Origin of the sequence: Streptomyces sp. S063, from assembly GCF_002832675.1 — a bacterium.
Taxonomy (GTDB): domain Bacteria; phylum Actinomycetota; class Actinomycetes; order Streptomycetales; family Streptomycetaceae; genus Streptomyces; species Streptomyces sindenensis.
The window spans coordinates 7,298,553-7,321,250 of sequence record NZ_CP021707.1; the positions used below are offsets into that span (position 1 = coordinate 7,298,553).

Sequence of the window (22,698 nt, forward strand, 5' to 3'; positions counted from 1 at the left end):
GTACTCCACTTTGATTGTCGGCGCGCCGCTTGCCTGCGTGGTGTGCGTCACGTTTCTTGGGGGCTGATTCCCGGCTTCCTGGTGGCCAGGTCTCCACGGTGCAGTCAGCCCCACCACCGCGTACGGGGGTCTGCCCCAGGTGGATCAGGGTGGTGGCGCCATGGCTGCCTCGGCCCTCGGTCCGTACGTTCGATGAGGTCAGCGCCTTAGAGGTTCCAGAGACCGGAGACGTCATGCCCCAGGCGACAGCCACTGTTGCGGATCCCGCCGACGAAAGCAGCCCGGGCAGCCCGGCCGGGCCCAGCGCCGCGGCGGCCGGGAGCGACTTCGCGCCGCTGCTGCGCGCCGCGAGGGACCAGGGTCTGCTGGAACGCCGCACGGACCGGTACGTTCTCGGCATCGCCGTCAATCTCGCGGCCCTGGGCCTGTTGGTCACCGGCTTCGTCCTGTTGGGCGACACCTGGTGGAGCCTGCTCCTCACCCTGCCGATGGCGGTTCTGTGGACCCGTACGGCCTTCGTCGCACACGACGCGGGGCACGCGCAGATAACCGCGGACCGCAGGACAGGCAGGCTGATCGGTCTTGTGCACGCCAATCTGCTCCTCGGCATGAACGAGGCGTGGTGGAACGACAAACACATGCGCCACCACGCTCATCCCAACCACATCGACAAGGATCCCGACGTCGGCGTCGGCGCCCTGGTCTGGACCCAGAAGCAGGCGGAGCAGCGGGAGGGCCTGGCGCGTTGGCTGACCAGGAACCAGGCCCGGCTGTTCTTCCCGATGCTGCTGCTCGAAGGCATCGCGCTGAAGATCTACGGATTCCAGTTCCTGCCGCGTCAGCCCCTCCGGGAGCGGGCCGTCTCGGCGCTGCTGCTCACCGCGCACTTCGCGCTCTGGGCGACGCTGTTGTTCAGCACGCTGTCCCCGGGCAAGGCGATCGTCTTCGCCCTGGTGCTGCACGCGCTGTTCGGTCTCCACCTGGGCCTGGCCTTCGCGCCCAACCACAAGGGGATGGAGATGCCCGACCCCGAGGGCGAGCGCTGGGGGCACCTCCAGCGGCAGGTCCTGACCTCGCGCAACGTACGCGGCGGCCCTCTGACCGACTGGTTCCTCGGCGGGCTGAACTACCAGATAGAGCACCACCTCTTCCCCAGCATGCCCCGCCCCCACCTGCGGCTCGCCCAGCCCCTGGTCAGGGCATACTGCGCCGGCATCGGGATGCCGTACACGGAGACCGGGCTGATCGAGTCCTATCGCCAGGCGCTGGCACACATGCACGACGTCGGTGAGCCGCTGCGGTAGCGCGGGAAACCCGGGAACGTAAGGGAGCGCGGAGGCGTTCACACAACAGGAGCGGCGCCGGCCGCGAAGGAGGCGTGGACCATGTCGAATGGTGCGAAGGTCGCTGTCGGGGGCGTGCTCGCGGCAGCCATCCTGTGGCCCCTGATCGGATTCTGGTGGGCACTGCTGGTCGTGATCGGTGTCCCCGTGGCGGGCTACCTGCTGCTGGACCCCTCCCAGCGGCGCAGGCTCCGCAGGATCAACCGCAAGGAAATCGGTCGCTGATCCGGACGTCGGTCTGGCTGTGCCAACGGCCGGGACGTCACAGTGCCGGGGCGGCCAGCCCGTCCAGGGCCGTGAGCAGGCCGGGCAGTGACGTTCCGCGGCCGACGGGGATGACCGTGCCCGGCTCCTCGTCCAGCAGGAACAGGGCGATGTCGTTCGTCCGGGCCACCATCGACCAGCCCGGGCCGTCGACGCGCAGGGTGCGTACGTCGGCCGAGGCATAGGAGGAACGGATCCGCCCGGGAGGCGGCGGAGCCTTCGTGTAGGCGGTCGCCTCCGACAGGGCCCTGCGGACACCGGGGTGCCGGGGGAAGCGGGAGGGGTCGTTGTCCTGATCCCCTCCGGTGCCGTTTCCCGCAGTCGCCTCGGCGTCGTTCGTGGCCTGGCCCTCGGTGTTGCTGCCCCGCTCCCCGGTGGTGCCGGGCAGCGGAAACTGCGTGTCGTCGATCTGCTCGCGCCACGCCGACCACTGCGCGGCGATCTCGTCGGCGCCGAGCCGGCGCTGTGCCGGACCCCAGGCCTCCGCGTCGGGCGGGGCAAGTGGCGCCGGGCCCTCCCCGTCCGTATCCGGGTCGTGCGGATCCGGGACACCGGGCGCCGAGACGGCCAGGTCCATCGGCCAGCCCGGCAGAGCGCACACCATGGAGCGCTCGTCGGGGGAGAGGTCGTGCTCCATGCCGCAGTCCCACGCGGCGATGGCGACGGCCACCTGGGAGGTGTCCTCGACGACCACCGTCCACCGCGCCCCCTCACCGTCCTGTCCGAGGATGAGCCCGTACCCCTCCTCGTACGGTTCGAGCGCGAGCGCATCGCACGCGGCGACATAGTCGTCCCCCAGCACACTGGGAAACCGCGAGGGTGTCAGCAGCATCGCGGTCAGCACCAGCAGCGCGTCGTCGGCGGCCGCATCATCCGCACCTGCCACGGTGCCCTCCCCATCGCTCATCGTCTGCCCGCTCCTCGCCACGCCCCGTGTTTCCCGTTTCATCGTTCCCGGGGCCGTCGCTCCTGGATCCCGTCGTTCCCTGTCCGTCGGCGCACCCTAACTACTCGGTAACCTCCTCGTCGAGGGTCTGACCCTCCCCGGCGTGCACCGGAGCGGACCCGCCCCGTCCGGGTCCGGAGAACCGAAGAACGGGAGCGTCCGGGAGGCCTCCGCGTAAAGTTGGACATCCGGCCGAGCGAAGGGAACAGCATGGTGACGCGGTACGACCGGCTGAAAGAGATTCAGCGACTGGACCCCGAGCGGGACTTCCTGGAGATCTACCGGCTCACCGTCACGTACGAGTTCCCCTGGGACATCACCCGCGCGCTCGAACTGGCCCTCTACCGCACCTATGCTGTGCCCAGCATCGGCCGACTCCTCGACGAGACAGCGGAGTTGACGGAGCGCTCCCAGAAGCGTTACGACGACACCGCCCTGCTGCTCGACACCGTGGTGGAGCACGGCTTCGACACCGACGAGGGTCGCACGGCGGTCCGCCGGATCAACCAGATGCACCGCAGCTACGACATCAGCAACGAGGACATGCGCTACGTCCTGTGCACGTTCGTCGTCACACCGAAGCGGTGGCTGGACGATTTCGGCTGGCGACGCCTCTGCTGCCACGAGCTGGCAGCCTTCGCCGCTTACTACCGCACGCTCGGCGCACGGATGGGCATCAAGGACATTCCGGAAACCTACGAGGACTTCGAGCGCACCCTCGACGCCTACGAGGACGAGCATTTCGGCTGGGACGAAGGAGCCCGACGGGTCTCCGACGCCACCTTGGCCCTGATGGGCTCCTGGTATCCGGCGCCCCTCGCCCCGGTGGTGCGCGGGGCCAGCCTCGCCCTCCTGGACGACTCGCTGCTCAAGGCCTTCCGCTATCGCCGACCGGGTCCGGTGGCTCGCGGACTGACGAGGGGCGCACTGCGGATGCGGGCCCGGGCCGTCCGGCTCCTGCCGCCCCGGCGGAAGCCCCACTACGCGCGCCAGAACCCCGAGATCAAGGGATACCCGGACGGGTACGAGATCGCGGGGCTCGGCACGTTCCCCACTCCGGGCGTCCGTGGCTGCCCGGTCCCGGGCCACCGCCCGTCGCAGGCATCCGCCGAGTGACGGTGCACCGCCCTGGGCGGTACACCGCCGAGCCGGGGACGCGGCGTGACCCGCCCCCCGGCCGGTCCGCCGTGGAGCGGGGCGCAGGGCGGCCGGACCGGGGGCCGTCGGCCTCAGCCCTGCTTGGAGGCGAGCGCGAGGAAGCGGTCGTCCTCGTCCGTGTAGGACTCCAGCAGCCACCCCGCTCCGGCCAGCAGTTCACGCAGCCTGGGCTCGGCCCGCAGGTCGTCGTCGGTGATGGAGCGCCCCTGCCGCGCGGCGAGCGCCGCCCGGCCGATCGGGTGGAACAGGGCGAGGACTCCGCCCGGCCGGACCACGCGCGCGAGCTCCGCCATATCGGCCTCGGGCCGGGCCAGATGCGAGATCAGCCCGGCCCCGAACACCGCGTCGAGGGCGCCGTCGCGCAGGGGCAGCCGCGCGACGTCGGCACGCATGAGCGTCCCGCTGGCTCCACGCCCCGCCCGCGCCGCCGCCTCCAGCATGGCCGGGGTCAGGTCGGCGCCCAGCACCGTGCCCTCGGGCCCGACCACCGACCGCAGCGCGGGCAGTGCGCGCCCCGTGCCGCAGCCCGCGTCGAGCACGGCATCGCCGGGGCGCAGCCCCAGCAGGCCGGCCGCCGCCATGTAGGCGGGGCCGTCGTCGGGGAACCGGCTGTCCCAGTCGGCCGCACGCGGGGTGAAGAAGTCCAGGACATGGGTGTGGGTGAGGTCGTCGGTCATGAGGGACATGCTCGCGCAACCGGCGGAGGCGTGCGAGCGCCGCAACCCGGCCCGTCCGGTCAGACGTTGACGCCGTAGTCCGAGGCGATGCCCGCCAGGCCTGAGGCGTAACCCTGGCCGACGGCCCGGAACTTCCACTCGGCGCCGTGCCGGTACAGCTCGCCGAAGACCATCGCCGTCTCGGTGGAGGCGTCCTCGCTCAGGTCGTAACGGGCGAGCTCGACGCCGTTCGCCCGGTTCACCACGCGGATGAACGCGTTGCGTACCTGGCCGAAGCTCTGGCCACGGCTCTGGGCGTCATGGATCGAGACGGGGAACACGATCTTCGCTACCTCGGCGGGAACCGACGACAGATCGACCTCGACCGACTCGTCGTCGCCCTCGCCCTCACCCGTCAGGTTGTCACCGGTGTGGCGGACGGAACCGTCGGGGCTGTTGAGGTTGTTGTAGAAGACGAAGTGGCTGTCGGAGAGGACCTTGCCCGCCGCCGAGCACAGCAGCGCACTGGCATCCAGGTCGTGATCGGCCCCGGTCGTGGTCCGTACGTCCCAGCCGAGCCCGACGGTCACGGCGGTGAGGCCGGGGGCCTCCTTCGACAGGGAGACATTGCCGCCCTTGGCCAGGGTCACACCCATGAATTTCCTCCAGTCTTCGGACGGTCCGTACCTGTGATCCGGAGATCCGCGGCTTCACCGCATCCGAGTCCGGTGACCGGATCCGTTCTGCTGTCACTTGTCACTTTTGCTGGCCGCTATCCGTTACAAACGCTCGGCGCGACACTCCCGGTTCCCCGGATCGTCAGGGCGAGCTCTCGTCCTTCATCGCCCTGGCCTCGCTCTTGAGGATGCGCATGGACTTGCCCAGCGCACGGGCCGTGTCCGGCAGCTTCTTCGAGCCGAAGACGGCGATCACGACGACCGCCAGGATCAGCAGGTGCCAGGGTTGCAGGCCGTTGCGCAGCATGCCGGTCCCGCCCTTCTCTCCGTACGGGTTTCTCCGCGGCGGTAACACTTGCCGCATTGCGCAACTGTACAACTAGCGCATGGGGCCGGAACGGGCGCCCCTCGACGCCCCGACGCCTTCTGCCGCGGCGTCGGGCACATCGGTCAGATGGCGGCACTCGTAGCGACGGCGGGCCGCCGTGAGCGCGACCGCGTACAGCCCCAGGACCGAGCCGAGCAACAGGTAGTAGAGGGGCGGCAGGGCGCTCATGCTCAGCAACGGCCCGACCGGGGTGAGCGGGAGGGCGACCCCGACCGCGGCGAGACCCGCAGCGGCGGCCCGCAGCGGCCCGCCCGCCCGGCGTTCGGCGGCGCTGCGGCCGGTCCGCAGCAGAACCATCACGAGGGCCTGGGTGAGCAGGTTCTCCGTGAACCACCCGGCGTGGAACGCCGCCTCCCCGCCGTCCCCGGACGCATGGTGGAGGGCGAGCGCCAGCACCCCGAAGGTGGCGAGGTCGGCGGCCGCGTTGAGCAGACCGAAACCCGTGATGAAGCGCAGGAAGTCGCGGGGCCGCAGCGCGGTGGGGCGGCGCAGGGCCGACGCCGGCGGGCGGTCGAACGCGAACGCCAGCTGCGCCGCGTCGAAGCAGAGGTTCTGCACCAGCACCTGCGCCGGGAGCATCGGGAGGAAGGGCAGCATCAGCCCGGCGGTCAGCATGGCGATGACGTTGCCGAGGTTCGACGAGAGAGTGATCCGCAGATAGGAGGCGATGTTCCCGCTGCTGCGCCGTCCCGCCAGCACCGCACGGTCGATCGCGGTGAGGTCCTTCTCCGCCAGGACGACATCGGCCGCCTCCCGGGCCACGTCCACGGCGTTGCGGGGGCAGATGCCGACATCGGCGGCGCCGAGGGCGGGCAGGTCGTTGACGCCGTCGCCGAGGAAGCCGGTCGTGCGACCGCCGGCGCGCAGGGCCGAGACGATCCGGGCCTTGTGCTCGGGGGTGCAGCGCGCGAACACGACGGCCCGGTCCGCCACCTCCACCAGCTCCGCGTCCGACAGGGTGTCCACCAGTTCGGCGGTGACCACATCGTCGGGACCGGAGTGGCCCTCGGGGCGCAGACCGAGGTCCGCGCACACCCGGGCCGCGGTGCCGGGATGGTCGCCGGTGAGCACTTTGACGCGCACACCCCGTCGTGCGAGCACCGCGAGCGCGTCGGCGGCGCTCGGAGCCGGAACGTCCCGCAGTGCCACCAGTCCCAGGAAGGTCAGGCCCCGCTCGTCCGCAGGGGTGTACGCGCCCACCCGGGACGCCCGGTCGGCCCGGGCCACGGCCAGCAGACGCAGCCCGGACGCGGCCTTCCGGTCGGCCAGGGCGAGCAGCCGGTCGCGCTCGTCCCCGTCCATGGCGCACCGGTCGAGCACGGCCTCGACGGCGCCCTTGGTGACCAGGGTGTGAACGCCGAGCCGTCCGGGCCGCCTGACCACGGCGGTCGCGACGCGGCGCACCGGATCGAAGGGCAGGACGGCGACGCCCTCGTAGACGTCCGGATCGACCGCCCCGGCAGCGGGCGGGCCGTCTGTGCCGACGGCCTCCAGGACCGCTTCGTCGAGGGCGTCGGCGGCGGGCAGTTCCGCCAGCTGGAGCGTCCACAGAGCATTGACCGCCGCCCACCGCAGTACGTCGGGGTCGGGCCGGCCCTCGCCGTCGACCGCCGCCGCGACGACCGGCCGGTCCTCGGTGAGGGTGCCGGTCTTGTCCAGGCACAGCACATCGACCGCTCCCAGGTCGTGCAGCGCCGGGAGCCGTTTGACGATCACTCCACTGGTGCGCGCCAGCCGGGCCGCGCCCCGCGCGAGCGCCGTGGTGACGATGACCGGCAGCATTTCCGGGGTGAGCCCCACCGCGACGGCCACGGCGAAGGGCAGCGTCTCCAGACCCCGTCCGCGCAGCGCCGCATTGGCCATCAGCACCAGGGGAGGGGTCAGGAGCATGAAACGGATGAGGGTCCAGGAGATCCCCCGGACCGAACGGTCGAAGGCGCTCGCGCCCCGCTGTCCGGCCCGGCCGTCATGGGTGGCGGCGAACCGGGTCTCCGCGCCGGTGGCCACGATCACCGCCGTACCGCTGCCCGAAGCGACACTGCTGCCCTGGAAGCACCACTGGGGCTGTGCGAACGGTCCGGCCCCGGACAGCGCCGGGTCGGGGACGTCCAGAGCCTGCTTGACCACCGGCGCCGACTCCCCGGTCAGGGCCGACTGATGCACGGTGAGGCCGTCGGCGCGCAGCAACTGCACATCGGCGGGCACGAGATCACCCGGTTGCAGCCGGACCACGTCTCCCGGTACCAGGTCGGCGACGGGTACTTCCCGTTCCCGGGGAGGGGAGTCGTCAAAGGCGCGGCGCACCACGGTCGCGGTGGTCGCCACCAGTTCGCGCAGCGCCGCGGTCGACCGGTCGGCGCGGTGCTCCTCGGCGGAACGCAGCAGACAGCTCACGGCGACGAGGGCCAGGATGACGCAGGCGGTGCCCCAGGCGGCAACGAGGGCCGACACCAGACCCAGACAGAGAAGTACGGAGGTGAAGGGGTCCCGAAGGCTGCGCAGGAATCGGCGGGGCCAGGGGACGGGCCGCCGGGCCGGCAGCACGTTCTCGCCCGTCCGGAGGAGCCGGATCTCCGCTTCTGCCTCCAGCAGCCCGCGCGGCCCACTGCCGAGGGCACGCAGCGTCTGGAGAGGGGTGGGCACGGCGCCGGGGAGCGGTGCGACGGAGGGCGGCGTGCCGATGGTGGGACGCCCCGGGCCCGCGGCTGGACGGCTCTCAGGCACCGAGTTCACGCAGGCGGACGGGCGCGGGGGAGGGGTGCCCGGCGCGTGCGGCCAATTGGCCGACCATCAGCCGGACGACCGTCACCACATCGGGATCGTCGACGAGATAGACCTGCCGCCGGCCCTCACGGCGTGATCGGACGAGCCCGGCCAGCTTCAGCTTCGTCAGATGCTGGCTGACGGAGGGGAGCGTACCGCCCACACGTTCGGCGAGTCCCGTCACATCGCTCTCGCCCTGGGCCAGTGCCCACACGATGTGCAGTCGTGCGGGTGTCGCCAGGAGCCCGAAGGCCGCGGCGGCCTCCGCCAGCACCTCAGCGGGCGGATCCTGGAAACCGCCGCCGGAACCTGTCGACACGCTCGCATCCCCTCGTCCCCGGGCCGCCGGCACGGACCCGGCCTCGCTGCCCGTTCCGGACGGCCGAAAAGAACCAGTGTAGGGGCCGTGACGGAAGCGGCCGGGGCCCGTCCGGAACGTCCGGCCCTCCTCCCGCCCGCCCAAGAGAGACGCAATGGGGTCGGGATGCGGCAAGGAGCGACGGATACGAAGCCTCATCGGCCAAGAGCGATCAACTCGCTCGAACGAAGCCGAACGGTTGCCATGCTGTCCGCCCGACCTGTCCTTGAGGCCCGAAGTGACGGCGAAGCCGGCCACGAGCTTCAGCAGATTCGAGAAGACAGCCCAGAAGACAGCCGAGAAGAGAGACCTGAGAGAGCCCTGAGAAGAGAGCACCGACAAGCCCGACAAGAGGGCCCCGAGGAGAGAAGGGACGTATGCCCTCCGAGTCCGTCTACGGCGACGAGAATCTCCGTGCCACCCACCGAACCTCCGCGAACGTGGGCCGGACCATGCTCGGAGAAGACATCGAGCTCACTCTGAAGATCGTCGTGGCGGGCGGCTTCGGTGCCGGGAAATCGACCCTGATCGGCTCGGTCAGCGAGATCCGCCCGCTGCACTCGGAGGAGACGCTGAGCGAGAGCGAGGCCAGGAGGGGGCCGGAGCGGAGCGACACCGGCGGGGTGGGGCGGAAGACCACCACAACCGTGGCGATGGATTTCGGCCGTATCACCGTCCACTCGGGCCTGTCGCTCCATCTGTTCGGCACGCCGGGCCAGGAGCGCTTCCAATTCCTCTGGGAAGAGCTGAGCGAAGGCGCCCTCGCCGCCGTCGTGCTCGCCGACACCCGGCGACTGGAGGACTGCTTCGCCGCCGTCGACCACTTCGAGCGCCGAGGGATTCCCTTCGTCGTCGCCGTCAACCGCTTCCCCGGCGCTCCCGACCATACGGAGCACGATGTCGCGCAGGCGCTCGACCTCGACGTGGGCGCGCCGGTCGTGCTCTGCGACGTCCGCGACCGGGCCTCGGGAAAAGAGGTCCTGATCCGTACGGTCGAGTATGCCGGGCGCATGCACACCGCCCGGCTCCTCGCCGCCGTCGGCTGACGGCCCGGCGTCCGGGGCCCTCCGTCAGTCGGCCATGTCGGCCATCGCGATCACCTTGTCGATCCGCACCCGTACGACCAGTTCGCCGGGCACCCCGTTGCGCCGGCCGAACTCTTCGGCGGCGCCGGCCCCCACGTAGCGGCCGGCGATCCGCGTCGCCCATCGCAGGAGTTCCTCGGGGTCCTCGCTCAGCTCGGCACGCCCCTGCACCACCACGAACGCGTACGGGGGCCGGTCGTCGTCGACGCACAGGGCGACCTGCCCGTCCCGTGCGAGGTTGCGTCCCTTCACACTCTCCTTGCCGGTGTTGAAGACCACCGAGTCGCCGTCGAGAAGGAACCAGACGGGCGCGATGTGCGGGCGGCCGTCGGCCCGAACCGTCGAAACCTTCGCCGTGCGGGTGCCCTCCGAGAGGAAGGCCCGCCATTCTTCATCGGTCATGTGGTGTGCCATGGGCTCATCCTGAGGCCGAGCCCCGCATGGCGCGAAGCGGCACCCCGGGCAGTCGGGGGCGCTTGCCCCCACGGGAGCGGTGCGCGAGGCTTACGCGCGTAGCGGGGAACGAAGGTACGGGGAGGACGAGCACATGCCGCTTGACCGGGGACTTGACTGGCTCCTTGACGATCTCACCAGCAGGGTGCAATACATACGCCACGCGTTGGTGCTCTCGAACGACGGGCTGGTCACCGGGGCCAGCAGTGGCCTCGCACGAGAGGACGCGGAGCACCTGGCGGCCGTCTCGTCCGGCCTGCAGAGTCTGGCGCGCGGGTCGGGGCGCCACTTCCGGGCGGGCCGGGCCCGCCAGACGATGGTCGAGTTCGACGAAGCGCTGCTCTTCGTGACGGCCGCGGGCGACGGCAGCTGCCTGTGCGTCCTGACCGCCGCCGAAGCCGATGTCGGGCAGGTCGCCTACGAGATGACCCTGCTCGTCAACCGGGTCGGTGAACACCTCGGAGTCTCCGTCCGGCAGGGCGGATCTGAGGGTATCGTACCTTTCTGACCTGCCATTCTCGTCGCCGCTGAGGAGTTATCCACAGGGCTGACGGGCGATGACTCCCTCGGGCTACCGTGATTACGGAGAGTATTCGAGTCGACGGGGGAGAACAGTCATGACAGTCAAGGAAATGCTCCGAGGGCACATCGCCGGCCAGGGGAACGCGAGCGCGGAGGCGCCGGGCGAGGACGGGCCTGCTCCGTCCGCCGACCCGGCGGCGACGGTCGCGGCCGGGCGAGCGTCCCAGGAGCTGGGGATCCGCCGTGCGGAGTTCGAGCTGGCGGTGCACCTGGGGCTGATCGCCGTCGTCGGTGTACCGGGCGGCGGGCGGCCACGGGTGCATGAGGACGAGGTCGCGCGCCTGCGGGAGCAGCCGGGCTCCCCCGACGCGCTGGTCGAACGGGTCCGCACCGTCGGTACGGCGCAGGGGGCGGCCTTGCTGGGCATCGCTCCGGCACGGTTCACCCGGCTGGCCCGGGCGGGCTGTGTCTCACCGGTCACGTTCTATCTCAACCGGTATCGCGCGGTGGTCTGGCTCTATCTCGCGGACGAGCTGGCCTCGTTCGCGGCGCGGGAGCCCGAGCTGCTCGCCGGACGGACGCCTCCGGGGATGCGCACGATGCTGGAGTCGGGCGTCGATCGGCGGGCGCGCAACTGGCGTTCGCAGCGCATCGACCGGCTGCTGGACCGCACGACGGACCCCTGGGCTCGAACGGCGGTCCAGGCGTCGGCGCTGGATCCGGTGCAACTGGCGGAAGTGGTGGACGACCCCTACGAACGCGCCTATCTCGTACGGGTACGGCCGGAGCCGGTCTTCGGGCGTCCGGGGTCCATGGCGGCCAGGGAAGCCATGGCGGAGCTGATGCTCGCCGACGACCCCGACGAGATCCTCTGGCGGCGGGTCAACCTGACGCTGGAGCTGGACGCGGCCCGCGAGGGCCGGCCGGCCCCGCGCCCCGGCGACGACGGAGGAGCCCGGACGACACCATCCGCCCGGAGCGGAGCCCGGCCTCGGCCCGGGCATCAGGCGCCTGCCGCCGAGTTGGCGACACCGGCACCGGCACCGCCCGCCCGCAGTGGGACGCCACGTCCCGCAGCGGCGGGCCGGACGGCGAGGAAGGGGCTGCTGGCCAGGGTGGGGTGGCGCGGCCGGGGCGCCGGATGAGATTTCGCGACGATCACTCGGATGGGCCATCCTGTCCGCATGTTGATCAGGGAAGCAAAGTCCGAGGACTGGCCCGCCATCTGGCCGTTCTTCCACACGATCGTCTCCGCGGGCGAGACGCTCACCTATCCGCTCGACCTCGGTAAGGAGGACGCGGAGGGGTGGTGGTTCGTCCCGGCACCGAGCCGGGTGGTCGTCGCTGTCGACGAGGACGGGACGGTGCTCGGCACGGCGAAGATGAACCGCAACCACATGGGCAACGGATCCCACATCGCGAGCGCCACCTACATGGTCGACCCCGCGCACTCGGGCCGGGGCGTGGGGCGCGCACTCTGCCAGTACTCGGTCGACTGGGCCCGTGCTGAAGGGTATCGAGCCATGCAGTTCAACGCGGTGGTCGAAACGAACACGCACGCCGTCAAGCTCTATGAATCGATCGGCTTCGAGGTGATCGGCACCCTTCCCGAGGGCTTCAACCACCCCACGGAGGGCTATGTAGGGATTCACATCATGCACAAGTCCCTGTGACGACGTACCGCCGGCACAGGCCATAGGCCCACCCGCCCAGCGGGAACAGTAAAGCGGGCAGAAGGAGCAGCAGAAGCAGAAGTTGAGTAGGCGCGGGAGCGGGAGTGGCGATCAGGCGGTGGGGTGATCCGTTGCCGGTCCCAGCTCCGGGCCCGGCAAGGCACGACCCGCCGGGCCGCCGTCCGCCACGCCGCTCGCAGTGACCGCCGGGACGACCGTCCCGGCCCAGGAGAGGGCCGTCCACCCCGAGTCCGGCGTTCCCTCGACCACCACCACACCCGTGTTGTCCAGGCCGTGTCGGGCGGCGAAATCGACTGTGACGTTCCGTGCGCGGGCGGCTGTCCACACACGGATGGCGGCGCCGTGACTGACGAGCGCCACCGTCCCGTGCTCATCGGCCTCCGCCGCTTCGGCCACCACCGCGTCGAAGCGGGCCAGCGCCTCCGTCCCGTCCTCGCCCCCGGGCAGTCGGCGGGCGAGGTCCCCGGCGGGCCAGGCGAAGACGGTCGTGAGGAACTGCCGGATCGCTTCCTCGTCGGCCCGCATTTCCAGGTCACCCGCCGACAGTTCCCGGATTCCGTCACGGATCCGGACCTCGATGGCCCGCTCAGCGGCCAGGGGCGCGGCCGTGAGTTGTGTACGCGTCAGCGTGGAGGCGTACAACGCCGCGATGTCCTCCCCGGCGAGCGCTCCGGGCAGGGCAGCGGCCTGTCGCAGCCCGAGGTCCGTGAGCCCGGGGCCAGGCCGCGCGGTGTCCAGGAAATGGCCGAGGTTGGACGGTGTCTGGCCGTGACGGATCAGTAGCAATCGCATAGAACGGGTCATGCTCCAGGCTCAGGCGCGCGGGCGGCGGAAAATAGATGCACATCCCACCCTCTCATTCGGCCATCTCCGGAGGACAGCCTGACAGAGGTGTGCCCGCCTTGCCGGAAGTGGCGTGGATATGCCCGGAGTTCAAGCGACGGGTCAGGCACAGGGCGGCTGCGTCGATCCGGGGTGATGGCAGTACTGTGCGCCCCACCGCCATTCGGGCGATGAGAAGTATCTGGAGGAAGAATCCATGACCATACCCAGGAGATCGTGGCGTGGCGCGGGAGCGCTCGTGGCCGCTGCGGTCGTCGGTCTGACCGGTGGCGTCATCTCCGCCGGTCCGGCCGTCGCTCACACCCCCACCTGGGCCGTGACCTGCTCCGAGGTGACCGTCGACCTCACCAACTACACGAGCGACGTTCCCAACACGGTGACGGTATCGGTGGACGGCAAGGACCTGCTGCCCACCGAGACGTTCGGCCGTGAGTTCCACAAGAAGCTGGCGCTTCCCGACCACGACAAGCCGGTGACCGTCCGACTGGTCGTCAAGGACGCCGACGGCGACGGCAAGCACTCCATCGACCAGACGAAGACGGCGGAGGTGTGCGAGGACGAGCCCAGCCCGACGCCGACCGAGCCGGGCCCCAGCGAGCCGGCCCCGAGCGAGCCCGCCCCGTCGGAGACGCCGTCGACCGGGACGCCCGAGCCGAGCGACGAGCCCTCGGAGTCCGCACCCGCCGTGCCCGCCCCGAGCCCGAGCTCGCCGGACCTGGCCGAGACCGGTTCGTCGTCGGCGACGCCGGTCATCGGCGGCGCCGCTGTCGCGGTGCTGCTGGCCGGTGGCGGCATCCTGTGGGCCGTCCGCAAGCGGCGTACCGCCCAGGACTGATGCCTCGCGTGAACCGCGGTTGAGGCCGTACGAGCCGTGGTCGGGGGGTGTCTCGCACCACCGCGTTGGTGCGAGACACCTCTTTCGCGCTTCCCCCTCTCCTGGCGGGCCGCCATCCTTCGCGCCGGGTCACTGCTCGGCGAGCGGCGGCGGTGGCATGGTGGCCGACGGGGGAGTGGGGCCGATCTCGCACCAGACAGCCTTGCCCTCACCGCGGGGTTCGATCCCCCAGCGCGTGGCCACCGCGTCGAGCAGGAGCAGTCCCCGGCCGGAAGTGGACGTCTCGCCCGGGGTACGCCGACGGGGCCAGGCGCTGGACCGGTCCTGGACGGACAGCCGGATGCGTCGCACCGGTTCGGGCAGCACTTCCAGGGTCAGGACGGCCCCGCCCTCGGTGTGCAGGAGCACGTTCACCAGCAACTCGCCCGTGACCAGCTCCGCATCGTCGGCGAACTCGGCCATGTCCCAGTCGGCGAGGGCCTGACGGACGATCGCGCGGGCGTCCGAGAGCCCTTCCGGGTCCGCCTGGTGGATGTACTGGTGGAGTCGCGGCGCGTGCGACGACCCCACGTCCGGGCTGCGGCGCAGCACGAGGAGTGCCACATCGTCCCCCGACCCCCACCGTTCCCACAGCCGTTCCGACAGATGATCGGCCAGCGCCTCGGCCCCCGCGGGCCCGGCGCTCACCTCGTTGCGCAGCGCGTCGATCCCCGCGTCGAGATCGGCGCCGGGCTCCTCCACGAGCCCGTCCGTGTACAGCACGAACGTCTCACCGGGCACCAGATCGAGCCGGGTCTCCGGGTACTCCTCGTCCAAGAGGTCCGTCGAGGTGCCCAGCGGCAGCCCGCCGCGCACCTGTGGGCTGCCGACCCGCCCGTCGACATGGCGGATCAACGGGCCGAGATGCCCGGCCCGCACGACCTTCACCGTCCCGGACGCCAGGTCGACCTGGGCGTACGTACAGGTGGCGAAGCGCTCGGTGTCCAGTTCGGAGAGGAAGCGGGAGGCCCGTGCCAGCACGGTGGCCGGAGGGTGCCCCTCGGAGGCGTAGGCGCGCAGGGCGATGCGCAACTGGCCCATGATGGCGGCCGCGTGAGTGTCGTGACCCTGGACGTCCCCCACGACCAGCCCGTAGCGGTTCTTGGGCAGAGTGATCACGTCGTACCAGTCGCCGCCGACCTGACGCCCACTCCACGCGGCGTGGTAGCGGACCGCGATCTCGCCGCCCTCGACCTCCTGTATCCGGGGCGGGAGCATCGCGGACTGGAGCTGGGTGGCGAACTCCCGCTCCTCGTCGAAGAGCATCGCCCGTTGCAGGGACTGGGCCACGATCGCGGCGAGCCCCAGGCACAGAATGCGCTCGTCCGCGTTGAAGACCGTGCGCTCGCGGTAGAAGAGGGCCAGGCCGCCGAGCGACCGCGCCTGGGCCACCAGAGGGAGATACGCCGCCGCCCGGAATCCGAGCCTGCCGAGGTGCGGCTCCAGTTCCGGATACCGGCGGGCCAGCGCCGCGAGTGAGGTGATGAACCGGGGGCGCCCGCTGCGGATGGTGTCGGCGAGGGGAAGGTTGCGGTCGAGATCGCCGGAGCCGAGGCCGTCGAGCACTTCGAGCGACTCCCCGCTCAGCGCGACGATGTTCAGCGCGGAATTCTCCACCAGACCCAGGGCGAGGCCGTCCGCCCCGAGGCGTGCCAGTCCGCCGGGCCCGGTGAGGGCGGCCGTCACATCGTCCACGGTCACCGCCCGGGACATGGCGCTCGTTGTTCGTTCAACGATATTGGTCTGGCGCTGCCGCCGCTTTTCCAGATCGAGCACGAAGGCCGAATGGGTGACTTCCGCCGTCGCGTCCCGGACGATCCCCACGATCCGGTGGGCCATTCCGTCCTTCGAACGCAGGATGCGGGCCTGGACATGGGTCCACTGCGTGGTCCCGTCGTCCAGGGGCACGCGGAAGTGGACGCTGAAGGAACTGCTGCCGCCGGTGATGGCCTCGTCGATCGTGACGTCGAGCCGGGCCCGTTCCGCCGGTTCCAGGTGCTCCAGCAGGGCGCCCGGGCGTGCGTCGAACGTCGCCGGATCCACGCCGAACACCATGAGCCCGGCCTCGTCGATGTCCAGGGTCCGGGTGTCCAGGTCCCAGTCGAAGCTGCCGGTCCGGTTCATGGCGAGGCGCTCCGTCGGCCGGATCTCACCGTTGGTTCTCCGGTCGATCCGGGGGAGCGGAGAGGCTTCGGCGTCCTGCCGCCGTTCGTCGTCGGTCATTCCTGCTCCGGAGGTCGTCCGGCGGGGCCGGGCGTCGGCGCGTCCCGTAGGCCTCAATTGTCGAGCCGCATCCATCGGAGTGCCACAGCGGCCGGTCCGGGGCCGCGGAACGACGGGCCAGGGCCGTACGCCACCATGGAGGGCCGTCCCACCTGCCCACGAGCCCAGCGAGCGGAGCGCACCATGAACGACGACCGGCCCGTCCTGCTGGAGACGAGGGGCACATGCATGCACCTCACACTGAACCGCCCCAGGGCCCTCAACGCCCTCAGCCACACCATGGTGCGACTGCTCGACGAGGCCCTGGCCCGAGCCGAGCAGGACGATGCGATCCACTCGGTCCTCCTGTCCGGAGCGGGCGACCGGGGCCTGTGTGCCGGGGGCGACATCCGAGCCCTGCACGACGACGCCCGGGCCTCGGGGCGTGCCTCCCTCGGATTCTGGCGTGACGAGTACCGGCTCAACGCCCGTATCGCCCGATTCCCCAAGCCGTACGTCGCACTGATGGACGGCATCGTGATGGGCGGTGGGGTCGGGGTGTCGGCCCACGCCGGAATCCGTGTCGTCACCGAACGCTCCCGCATCGCCATGCCCGAGACCGCGATCGGCTTCGTGCCGGACGTCGGGGGCACCCGCCTGCTGGCCGCCGCCCCGGCGAACTGGGCACCCATCTGGCGCTCACGGGCCGCTCCGTCGGGGCCGCCGACGCCCTCCTCTGCGGCCTGGCCGATCATCACGTCCCCGCCCGGCTCCTGCCGGCCCTGACCGAAGCACTGGGGAAGCCGGCCGGTCCGGGCACGTCCGTCGCAGACATCGTCCGGGGGTTCGCCGCCCAGCCGCCCGTCGGCGAGCTCGCCGCGCAGCGCGACTGGATCGATGCCTGCTATGCGCCCGGCACCGTCGAGGACATCATCCGGAGACTGCGCGAGAGCGGTGTCCCCGCAGCGGAGGAGGCGGCGGACGAACTGCTGACCAAGTCGCCCCTCGCCCTCAAGGTCACGCTGGCCGCGGTCCGCCGCGCCGCCCGGCTCGACAGCCTGGAAGCCGTCCTCGACCAGGAGTTCCGGGTCTCCAGCCGGGCGTTCGAACACCCGGACTTCGTGGAAGGTGTTCGGGCCCGGATCATCGACAAGGACAACGCCCCGCAGTGGAAGCCGGGCTCCCTCGCCGAGGTCGATGACCAGGAGGTCGCCCGGTTCTTCGCTCCGCTCGGCCCCGACGAACAAGAACTCGGTCTCGCTCCGGGACCCGCCGGAATCCCCGCCCGGCACGGACAGGGCGGGCAAGGCGGGTAGGAAGGACGCTGCCCGTGGCGCCCGGCAGAACCCGCCCCGCCGGGCGCTATCTGTCGCTGCCGGAAAGGCTCGGCTGCAGCGCCCGGACGAGAGCGAACAGCCGGTCCTCGTTGCCCGTCAGTCCCGCGCTGCGCAGGGCCTGGTCGGCCTCGCGCATCGGAGAGGTGAGCAGCGGCAGATAGACCGGTGCGTCGTCGGGGTCCGCGAGCGCCGCCCGGGTGGCCTCCAGCAGGCGGACGTACGCCTGCGCCGCGGCGAGTTCGTCGCTGTCCATCTCAGCATCTCCTCCTCAGAGCTGTCGGACCGTCAAGCATCTCTCATGGGTCTGACAACGCCCCCTCATGACCGGGCGGGCCCGCCGGGCAACCCGCTCGGCGGCTCCACCTCCAGGTAGCGCCGTCTGCGGGGCCCCCGGTAGAGCAGCACCGTCCAGCCCGCCTCCCGCAAGGCCGAGGCGCAGCCGGCCAGCGCCTCCTCCTCGTCGTGCGCGGCGCCGCTGCCGGGCGGCCCGGTCCACTCGACCCGGACCGAACCCGCCGACTCCCCGTCGCTCACCCGGTACCCGGCCGACACGCGGCGCCCCGCCGGATCGACGGCCGAAGGCGTCGCTCCCGACCTCTCCAGCGCCAACGCGACCGCCCGCACCGGACGGTTCAGCTCCCAGGGAGCCGGCACGGCCTCGGGGTCGGGCCGGTCCGTCCCGGTGAGGCGACGGATCTGCAGCAGTCCCTCGAACGCGGTCCGCACCGAAGCGGCCCGCGCGGCCGCGGGCTCGGTGACCGGCGGTCCGTCACCGGTCGCCGGTTCGAACCCGGTGCTCTCCTCGGTGCCCATGCGTCCCCCTCCTGTCGCGCGGCCGCCCGGCCCGTCAGTCTCCGGCCCCCGGTATGTCCCCCTCCAGCGCCGCCTTGAGACGCTTCAACGTCGTACGGATATTGCCGGTCTGGAACTGTGCGAAGGTCTTCCCGCCCGTCGCCAGGCGGTCGAAGGCGTTGGCGAGAAAGTCCGGCCAGCGGCGGCGGTCGTCGGTCCAGGTCTCGGTGACCCGCGTCGCTCCGTCCACCGCCTCGAAACGGTACTCCCACGTGGCGATCGGACCCGGCAGCAGCGGGCGCCGCAGACCGATCGCGTGCACCCGGAAGGCGAAGCGCTCGCCGGGGTCGGCCGCCGTCACCGTGCACCGGGTCGTCCAGCGCGCCGCTCCGCGCTTGTTGCGGCCGTCGAAGACCATGCCGACGTACGCGTCGCGCCGATCGCCCCGCACGGTCGCGCCCCGGTTCTCGGGGCTCCACCGCCCCATCGCCGCGGGGTCGCTGAGCTGTGCGTAGACAAGCGCCGGGGCGGCGTCGACGATGATGCTGTCCGTTACGGACATGGTGCGGGACATGACGCGACTCCTTGTCCACGGTCGTCGAAGGACCACGCCCGGGCGCCGGACGGACCGTGGAGCCGGCATCCCGGACCCATACCTTACTCGCGGGTAGGTTCTCGCCGGGAGGGCGTCGGCCGAGGATGGTCGGTGATCCGGCCGACCGGGCGGGTACCCCCGTTTCCCGCCCGGCCGGAGTACCCCGGCCGGTCCTCCCTCGCGCCCGACACCACGTATCAGGCGCGAGGACGCCGGTGTCAGGCGCGGAACTCCGCCGGGCGCTCCGGCGACGCCTCCGAGAGCGCCTTCACGATGGCATCGACGTCGCCCCGGTTGCCGTACACGGGCGTACCGGGCTGCTGGCGCCACGACTCGTCCAGGCCGCCGCCGTCCACCGTGTCGAAGCCCAGCTCGTCGATGAGGTCGCGCACCGTCTGCTTGGCCGCCGGGTCGTCCCCGGCCACCGGGAGCGCCTGGCGGTCCGGCGTGCCCTGCGGGCGACCCCGGTCCAGGATGTCCTGCGCGTAGGTGCCGTTGAACGCCTTGATCACAGGGTGGCCGATCTGCTGCTCCGTCCACCGGCTCTCGGGCAGCCCGTCCTCGATGGCGGCGATGCGGCCGTCACGCTGCTGCGGGTAGTAGTTGCCGGTGTCGATGACCGCGACGCCCTCCGCCGCGCCGTCGAGGAAACCGGCGGGCAGGTCGGGCACGGCCTTCAACGGCACGGTGACCACGACCACCTGGGCGCCGTTGGCGGCCTCCGCCGCGGTCACCGGCGTCGCCCCGGTCTCCTCGGCGAGAGCGGTGAGCGTCTGCGGTCCGCGGGAGTTGGCGACGGAGACCTCGTGTCCGAGGGCGGCGAGACGCCGTGTCAGATTGCCGCCGATGTTGCCCGCGCCGATGATGCCGATCTTCATGGATCAGACCTTCCGTAGCTTGCCCGGTGAAGAGGGGTGGGTTCTGTCGCTTCACCAACTCCGGCTTCAAAGGGGCTATTCCTATCTCCGCGAAGGAATATCCGAACGGCCCCTGGGTGTTGCTGTGCGCTCAGCGTTGCGCCGACCGAGGGCGGAGCGTGCGGCGTAGGCCATTTGAGTGTCCTTGTCGGCCGCTCGCGCCGGACGGGGAAGGATGTCCCACCGCACAGATCGCCGCGGGTCCATTCTGGTCGCCGAGTCCATACGGGCCGTCGACCGAAGGAGCGTCGTAGTGACGACGAGGGGCATCTCGCAACCGGTGGAGACCGATACCGCCGAAGAGGACGAAATGCCGGTACGGAGCGGAGAACCCGGCAACGTGGTCATCAAGTGGCTGACCACGACGGACCACAAGACGATCGGTACGCTCTACCTCGTCACCTCCTTCGCGTTCTTCTGCCTGGGAGGGATCCTTGCCCTGGTGATGCGGGCCGAGCTGGCCCGGCCCGGTATCCAGCTGATTTCCAACGAGCAGTTCAATCAGGCGTTCACGATGCACGGCACGATCATGCTGCTGATGTTCGCGACGCCGCTGTTCGCCGGATTCGCCAACTGGATCATGCCGCTGCAGATCGGTGCGCCCGACGTGGCGTTCCCGCGGCTGAACATGTTCGCGTACTGGCTCTATCTCTTCGGCTCGCTCATCGTGGTGGCGGGCTTCCTCACCCCGCAGGGCGCCGCGGACTTCGGCTGGTTCGCCTACGCGCCACTCAACGACGCGGTCCGTTCCCCGGGTATCGGCGCCGATATGTGGATCATGGGCCTGGCCTTCTCCGGCTTCGGCACGATCCTCGGCTCGGTCAACTTCATCACCACGATCATCTGCATGCGCGCCCCCGGCATGACGATGTTCCGCATGCCGATCTTCACCTGGAACGTCCTGCTGACCGGTGTTCTGGTCCTGCTGGCCTTCCCGGTTCTGGCCGCGGCCCTGTTGGCGCTGGAGGCCGACCGCAAATTCGGCGCCCATGTCTTCGACGCGGCCAACGGCGGCGCACTGCTGTGGCAGCACCTGTTCTGGTTCTTCGGCCATCCCGAGGTCTACATCATCGCTCTGCCGTTCTTCGGCATCGTCACGGAAATCTTCCCGGTCTTCAGCCGTAAACCGGTCTTCGGCTACATCGGTCTGATCGCGGCCACCATCGCCATCGCCGGGCTGTCCGCGACCGTGTGGGCGCACCACATGTTCGTCACGGGTGCGGTGCTGCTGCCGTTCTTCTCGTTCATGACGTTCCTCATCGCGGTGCCGACGGGCGTGAAGTTCTTCAACTGGATCGGCACGATGTGGAAAGGATCGCTGTCCCTGGAGACCCCGATGCTGTGGGCCGTCGGATTCCTGGTCACCTTCCTGTTCGGCGGGCTGACCGGAATCATCCTCGCCTCGCCGCCCCTGGACTTCCATGTCTCCGACTCGTACTTCGTCGTCGCCCACTTCCATTACGTGGTGTTCGGCACCGTGGTCTTCGCCATGTTCGCCGGATTCCACTTCTGGTGGCCGAAGTTCACCGGCAAGATGCTGGACGAACGGCTCGGGAAGATGACGTTCTGGACGCTCTTCGTCGGATTCCACGGAACGTTCCTCGTTCAGCACTGGCTCGGCGCCGAAGGCATGCCGCGCCGTTACGCGGACTACCTCGACGCCGACGGCTTCACCGCGCTGAACACCGTCTCCACCATTGCGTCGTTCCTGCTCGGCCTGTCGATCCTGCCGTTCTTCTACAACGTCTGGAAGACCGCGCGGTACGGCAAGAAGGTCGGGGTCGACGACCCGTGGGGTTACGGCCGTTCGCTGGAGTGGGCGACCTCCTGCCCGCCCCCGCGGCACAACTTCGTCACCCTGCCGCGGATCCGGTCCGAGTCCCCGGCGTTCGACCTGCACCACCCCGCGGTCCGCACCCTGGAAGAAGCCACCAACCGCCCCGACGCCTCCGACATCGTCGCTCCGGGGGACCGGCAAGAGCCGTGACGTCGGTCGGTCCCGGACCTGACGGCGTGACGGAGAGGAGGACAGATGAAACCCGACAAGGACAGCGCCAGGGGCCTGGCGCAGCTGGAGGGCTTTCTGCTGTGGAACGCCGAGGTCGAACGGGCGCGACGGCAGGCACGCCGCTTCACCGACCAGTTGCCCTGGCTGACCACGGCGCAGCGTGAGGACGTCGAGCGGGTGTTCATCACCGAACGCGTCGCCGTTTCGCGGGAGTCGCTCACCCGCGTCCGCGACCGAGCGGAAGAACTGCGTGAGGAGTACTCCGGGCGCTACGCGCGGCTCCGGGCCCGCTGCGTCGCCGTCTCGGTCGGTGCGGTGGGCGCGGTGACCTGCATCGGTACGGCGGTGACCCTGGCCATCCGGTGACCCCGGAGCCCCAGGGTGCGGCCGGCCGCACCCTGGGGCTCCGGGGCGAAGGAGCGGAGCCGGCTACGTCACCGACGTACCAGGCAGAAGGGATGCCCGGCGGGATCGGCGTACACACGCCAGCCACTCTGCTCGTCCCCGGCGTCGAGCAGCGAGGCTCCCGCCGCCAGGACCTCCTCGTGCGCCCGGTCCTGGTCGGTGACGCCGAAGTCCAGGTGGAACTGCTGGGGCACCTCCTGGCCGGGCCAGCGCGGCGGCCGGTAGCCCGCCACCCGCTGAAAGGCGAGGACGAGCCCACCGGGCGTGTGCAGCGTGGACCACTCCGCGTCGCACCCCCACCGCCGGTCGGGACGGTCGACCTCGCCCCCCAGCAACGACGCGTAGAAGCCGGCCAGCTCCCTCGGGTCCGGGCAGTCCAGGACCACGCACTCCAGTTCAGCGATCATGACCGCATCGT

General features: G+C 70.8%; 24 protein-coding genes and 1 pseudogene. 11 read left to right on the plus strand and 14 right to left on the minus strand.

The genetic code is table 11. The annotated features are described in order from the left end of the window. Nucleotides 1-233 precede the first annotated feature (233 nt). The gene (locus tag CCZ36_RS33150) at nt 234-1,304 is read left to right on the plus strand and encodes a fatty acid desaturase family protein (protein WP_069735942.1); all 1,071 of its coding nucleotides are present in this window, start codon (nt 234-236) and stop codon (nt 1,302-1,304) included. Between the two features lie 81 nt (nt 1,305-1,385). Continuing rightward, on the plus strand, nt 1,386-1,568 hold the full coding sequence (locus CCZ36_RS33155; protein ID WP_069735941.1) for a hypothetical protein: 183 nt from the start codon (nt 1,386-1,388) through the stop codon (nt 1,566-1,568). Between the two features lie 37 nt (nt 1,569-1,605). Here CCZ36_RS33155 and CCZ36_RS33160 read toward each other — a convergent pair whose 3' ends face one another. After that, a complete protein-coding gene (locus CCZ36_RS33160) occupies nt 1,606-2,514 on the minus strand; it encodes a hypothetical protein (RefSeq protein ID WP_128819233.1) in 909 nt (302 codons plus the stop codon). Nucleotides 2,515-2,763: 249 nt separating this feature from the next. On the opposite strand from CCZ36_RS33160, the gene CCZ36_RS33165 reads away from it, so the two are divergent. Then, nucleotides 2,764-3,669, plus strand: a complete 906-nt coding sequence (locus tag CCZ36_RS33165) for an oxygenase MpaB family protein (RefSeq protein WP_128819234.1) — start codon at nt 2,764-2,766, stop codon at nt 3,667-3,669. A gap of 113 nt (nt 3,670-3,782) precedes the next feature. On the opposite strand, the gene CCZ36_RS33170 is transcribed toward CCZ36_RS33165, so the two are convergent. The 5 genes from CCZ36_RS33170 to CCZ36_RS33190 all read right to left on the minus strand — a co-directional run bounded on the left by CCZ36_RS33170 (nt 3,783) and on the right by CCZ36_RS33190 (nt 8,514). Then, the gene (locus CCZ36_RS33170) at nt 3,783-4,388 is read right to left on the minus strand and encodes a class I SAM-dependent methyltransferase (protein ID WP_069741656.1); all 606 of its coding nucleotides are present in this window, start codon (nt 4,386-4,388) and stop codon (nt 3,783-3,785) included. A 59-nt stretch (nt 4,389-4,447) separates the two neighbouring features. After that, entirely contained in the window at nt 4,448-5,023 is a 576-nt protein-coding gene (locus CCZ36_RS33175; protein WP_006129409.1) for a TerD family protein, read from the minus strand. A gap of 163 nt (nt 5,024-5,186) precedes the next feature. Then, nucleotides 5,187-5,351: a Sec-independent protein translocase subunit TatA gene (gene tatA, locus CCZ36_RS33180; RefSeq protein ID WP_069735937.1), complete on the minus strand. Its 165-nt coding sequence runs from the start codon at nt 5,349-5,351 to the stop codon at nt 5,187-5,189. Between the two features lie 72 nt (nt 5,352-5,423). Continuing rightward, nucleotides 5,424-8,156: a magnesium-translocating P-type ATPase gene (mgtA, locus tag CCZ36_RS33185; protein ID WP_443069831.1), complete on the minus strand. Its 2,733-nt coding sequence runs from the start codon at nt 8,154-8,156 to the stop codon at nt 5,424-5,426. Beyond that, complete coding sequence (locus CCZ36_RS33190) at nt 8,149-8,514, minus strand: ArsR/SmtB family transcription factor (protein WP_006129412.1); 366 nt, start codon at nt 8,512-8,514, stop codon at nt 8,149-8,151. Before CCZ36_RS33190 ends, mgtA begins: the two co-directional genes overlap by 8 nt. A gap of 416 nt (nt 8,515-8,930) precedes the next feature. Between CCZ36_RS33190 and CCZ36_RS33195 the strand changes: the two genes are divergently transcribed. Then, on the plus strand, nt 8,931-9,599 hold the full coding sequence (locus CCZ36_RS33195) for a GTP-binding protein (protein ID WP_206515786.1): 669 nt from the start codon (nt 8,931-8,933) through the stop codon (nt 9,597-9,599). 24 nt (nt 9,600-9,623) lie between these two features. On the opposite strand, the gene CCZ36_RS33200 is transcribed toward CCZ36_RS33195, so the two are convergent. After that, nucleotides 9,624-10,052 carry a PPOX class F420-dependent oxidoreductase gene (locus CCZ36_RS33200; RefSeq protein ID WP_069735935.1) on the minus strand — a complete coding sequence of 143 codons (429 nt, stop codon included), beginning with the start codon at nt 10,050-10,052 and terminating at the stop codon, nt 9,624-9,626. Nucleotides 10,053-10,185: 133 nt separating this feature from the next. Here CCZ36_RS33200 and CCZ36_RS33205 point away from each other — a divergent pair, with 133 nt between their 5' ends. The 3 genes from CCZ36_RS33205 to CCZ36_RS33215 all read left to right on the plus strand — a co-directional run bounded on the left by CCZ36_RS33205 (nt 10,186) and on the right by CCZ36_RS33215 (nt 12,286). Further along, nucleotides 10,186-10,599 carry a roadblock/LC7 domain-containing protein gene (locus CCZ36_RS33205; RefSeq protein WP_128819236.1) on the plus strand — a complete coding sequence of 138 codons (414 nt, stop codon included), beginning with the start codon at nt 10,186-10,188 and terminating at the stop codon, nt 10,597-10,599. Between the two features lie 109 nt (nt 10,600-10,708). Beyond that, on the plus strand, nt 10,709-11,758 hold the full coding sequence (locus CCZ36_RS33210) for a DUF6397 family protein (protein WP_128819237.1): 1,050 nt from the start codon (nt 10,709-10,711) through the stop codon (nt 11,756-11,758). A gap of 39 nt (nt 11,759-11,797) precedes the next feature. After that, the gene (locus CCZ36_RS33215) at nt 11,798-12,286 is read left to right on the plus strand and encodes a GNAT family N-acetyltransferase (RefSeq protein ID WP_128819238.1); all 489 of its coding nucleotides are present in this window, start codon (nt 11,798-11,800) and stop codon (nt 12,284-12,286) included. Between the two features lie 111 nt (nt 12,287-12,397). On the opposite strand, the gene CCZ36_RS33220 is transcribed toward CCZ36_RS33215, so the two are convergent. Beyond that, on the minus strand, nt 12,398-13,099 hold the full coding sequence (locus tag CCZ36_RS33220) for a histidine phosphatase family protein (RefSeq protein WP_128819239.1): 702 nt from the start codon (nt 13,097-13,099) through the stop codon (nt 12,398-12,400). Nucleotides 13,100-13,346: 247 nt separating this feature from the next. Between CCZ36_RS33220 and CCZ36_RS33225 the strand changes: the two genes are divergently transcribed. Then, nucleotides 13,347-13,985, plus strand: coding sequence for an LAETG motif-containing sortase-dependent surface protein (locus tag CCZ36_RS33225; RefSeq protein ID WP_164873573.1), 639 nt, complete (start codon nt 13,347-13,349; stop codon nt 13,983-13,985). A 129-nt stretch (nt 13,986-14,114) separates the two neighbouring features. On the opposite strand, the gene CCZ36_RS33230 is transcribed toward CCZ36_RS33225, so the two are convergent. Further along, nucleotides 14,115-16,247, minus strand: a complete 2,133-nt coding sequence (locus CCZ36_RS33230) for a SpoIIE family protein phosphatase (protein ID WP_128819240.1) — start codon at nt 16,245-16,247, stop codon at nt 14,115-14,117. A gap of 183 nt (nt 16,248-16,430) precedes the next feature. On the opposite strand from CCZ36_RS33230, the pseudogene CCZ36_RS33235 reads away from it, so the two are divergent. Then, nucleotides 16,431-17,542, plus strand: a pseudogene (locus tag CCZ36_RS33235) (enoyl-CoA hydratase/isomerase family protein). A 46-nt stretch (nt 17,543-17,588) separates the two neighbouring features. On the opposite strand, the gene CCZ36_RS33240 reads toward CCZ36_RS33235, so the two are convergent. From CCZ36_RS33240 to CCZ36_RS33255, 4 genes are all read right to left on the minus strand, one after another. Continuing rightward, complete coding sequence (locus tag CCZ36_RS33240) at nt 17,589-17,816, minus strand: hypothetical protein (protein WP_006129422.1); 228 nt, start codon at nt 17,814-17,816, stop codon at nt 17,589-17,591. A gap of 65 nt (nt 17,817-17,881) precedes the next feature. Then, complete coding sequence (locus tag CCZ36_RS33245; protein WP_069735928.1) at nt 17,882-18,376, minus strand: hypothetical protein; 495 nt, start codon at nt 18,374-18,376, stop codon at nt 17,882-17,884. A 34-nt stretch (nt 18,377-18,410) separates the two neighbouring features. After that, entirely contained in the window at nt 18,411-18,929 is a 519-nt protein-coding gene (locus tag CCZ36_RS33250; protein ID WP_128819241.1) for an SRPBCC family protein, read from the minus strand. Nucleotides 18,930-19,168: 239 nt separating this feature from the next. Beyond that, nucleotides 19,169-19,828, minus strand: coding sequence for an NADPH-dependent F420 reductase (locus CCZ36_RS33255; protein WP_069741644.1), 660 nt, complete (start codon nt 19,826-19,828; stop codon nt 19,169-19,171). 349 nt (nt 19,829-20,177) lie between these two features. On the opposite strand from CCZ36_RS33255, the gene ctaD reads away from it, so the two are divergent. After that, entirely contained in the window at nt 20,178-21,854 is a 1,677-nt protein-coding gene (gene ctaD / locus CCZ36_RS33260; RefSeq protein ID WP_237302868.1) for an aa3-type cytochrome oxidase subunit I, read from the plus strand. A gap of 45 nt (nt 21,855-21,899) precedes the next feature. Continuing rightward, nucleotides 21,900-22,241 (plus strand): hypothetical protein, encoded by a 342-nt coding sequence (locus tag CCZ36_RS33265; protein ID WP_069735924.1) that lies wholly within the window; start codon nt 21,900-21,902, stop codon nt 22,239-22,241. Between the two features lie 68 nt (nt 22,242-22,309). Here the strand turns inward: CCZ36_RS33265 and CCZ36_RS33270 are convergent, their stop codons facing one another. Continuing rightward, complete coding sequence (locus tag CCZ36_RS33270; RefSeq protein WP_069736047.1) at nt 22,310-22,687, minus strand: VOC family protein; 378 nt, start codon at nt 22,685-22,687, stop codon at nt 22,310-22,312. Nucleotides 22,688-22,698: the final 11 nt, after the last annotated feature.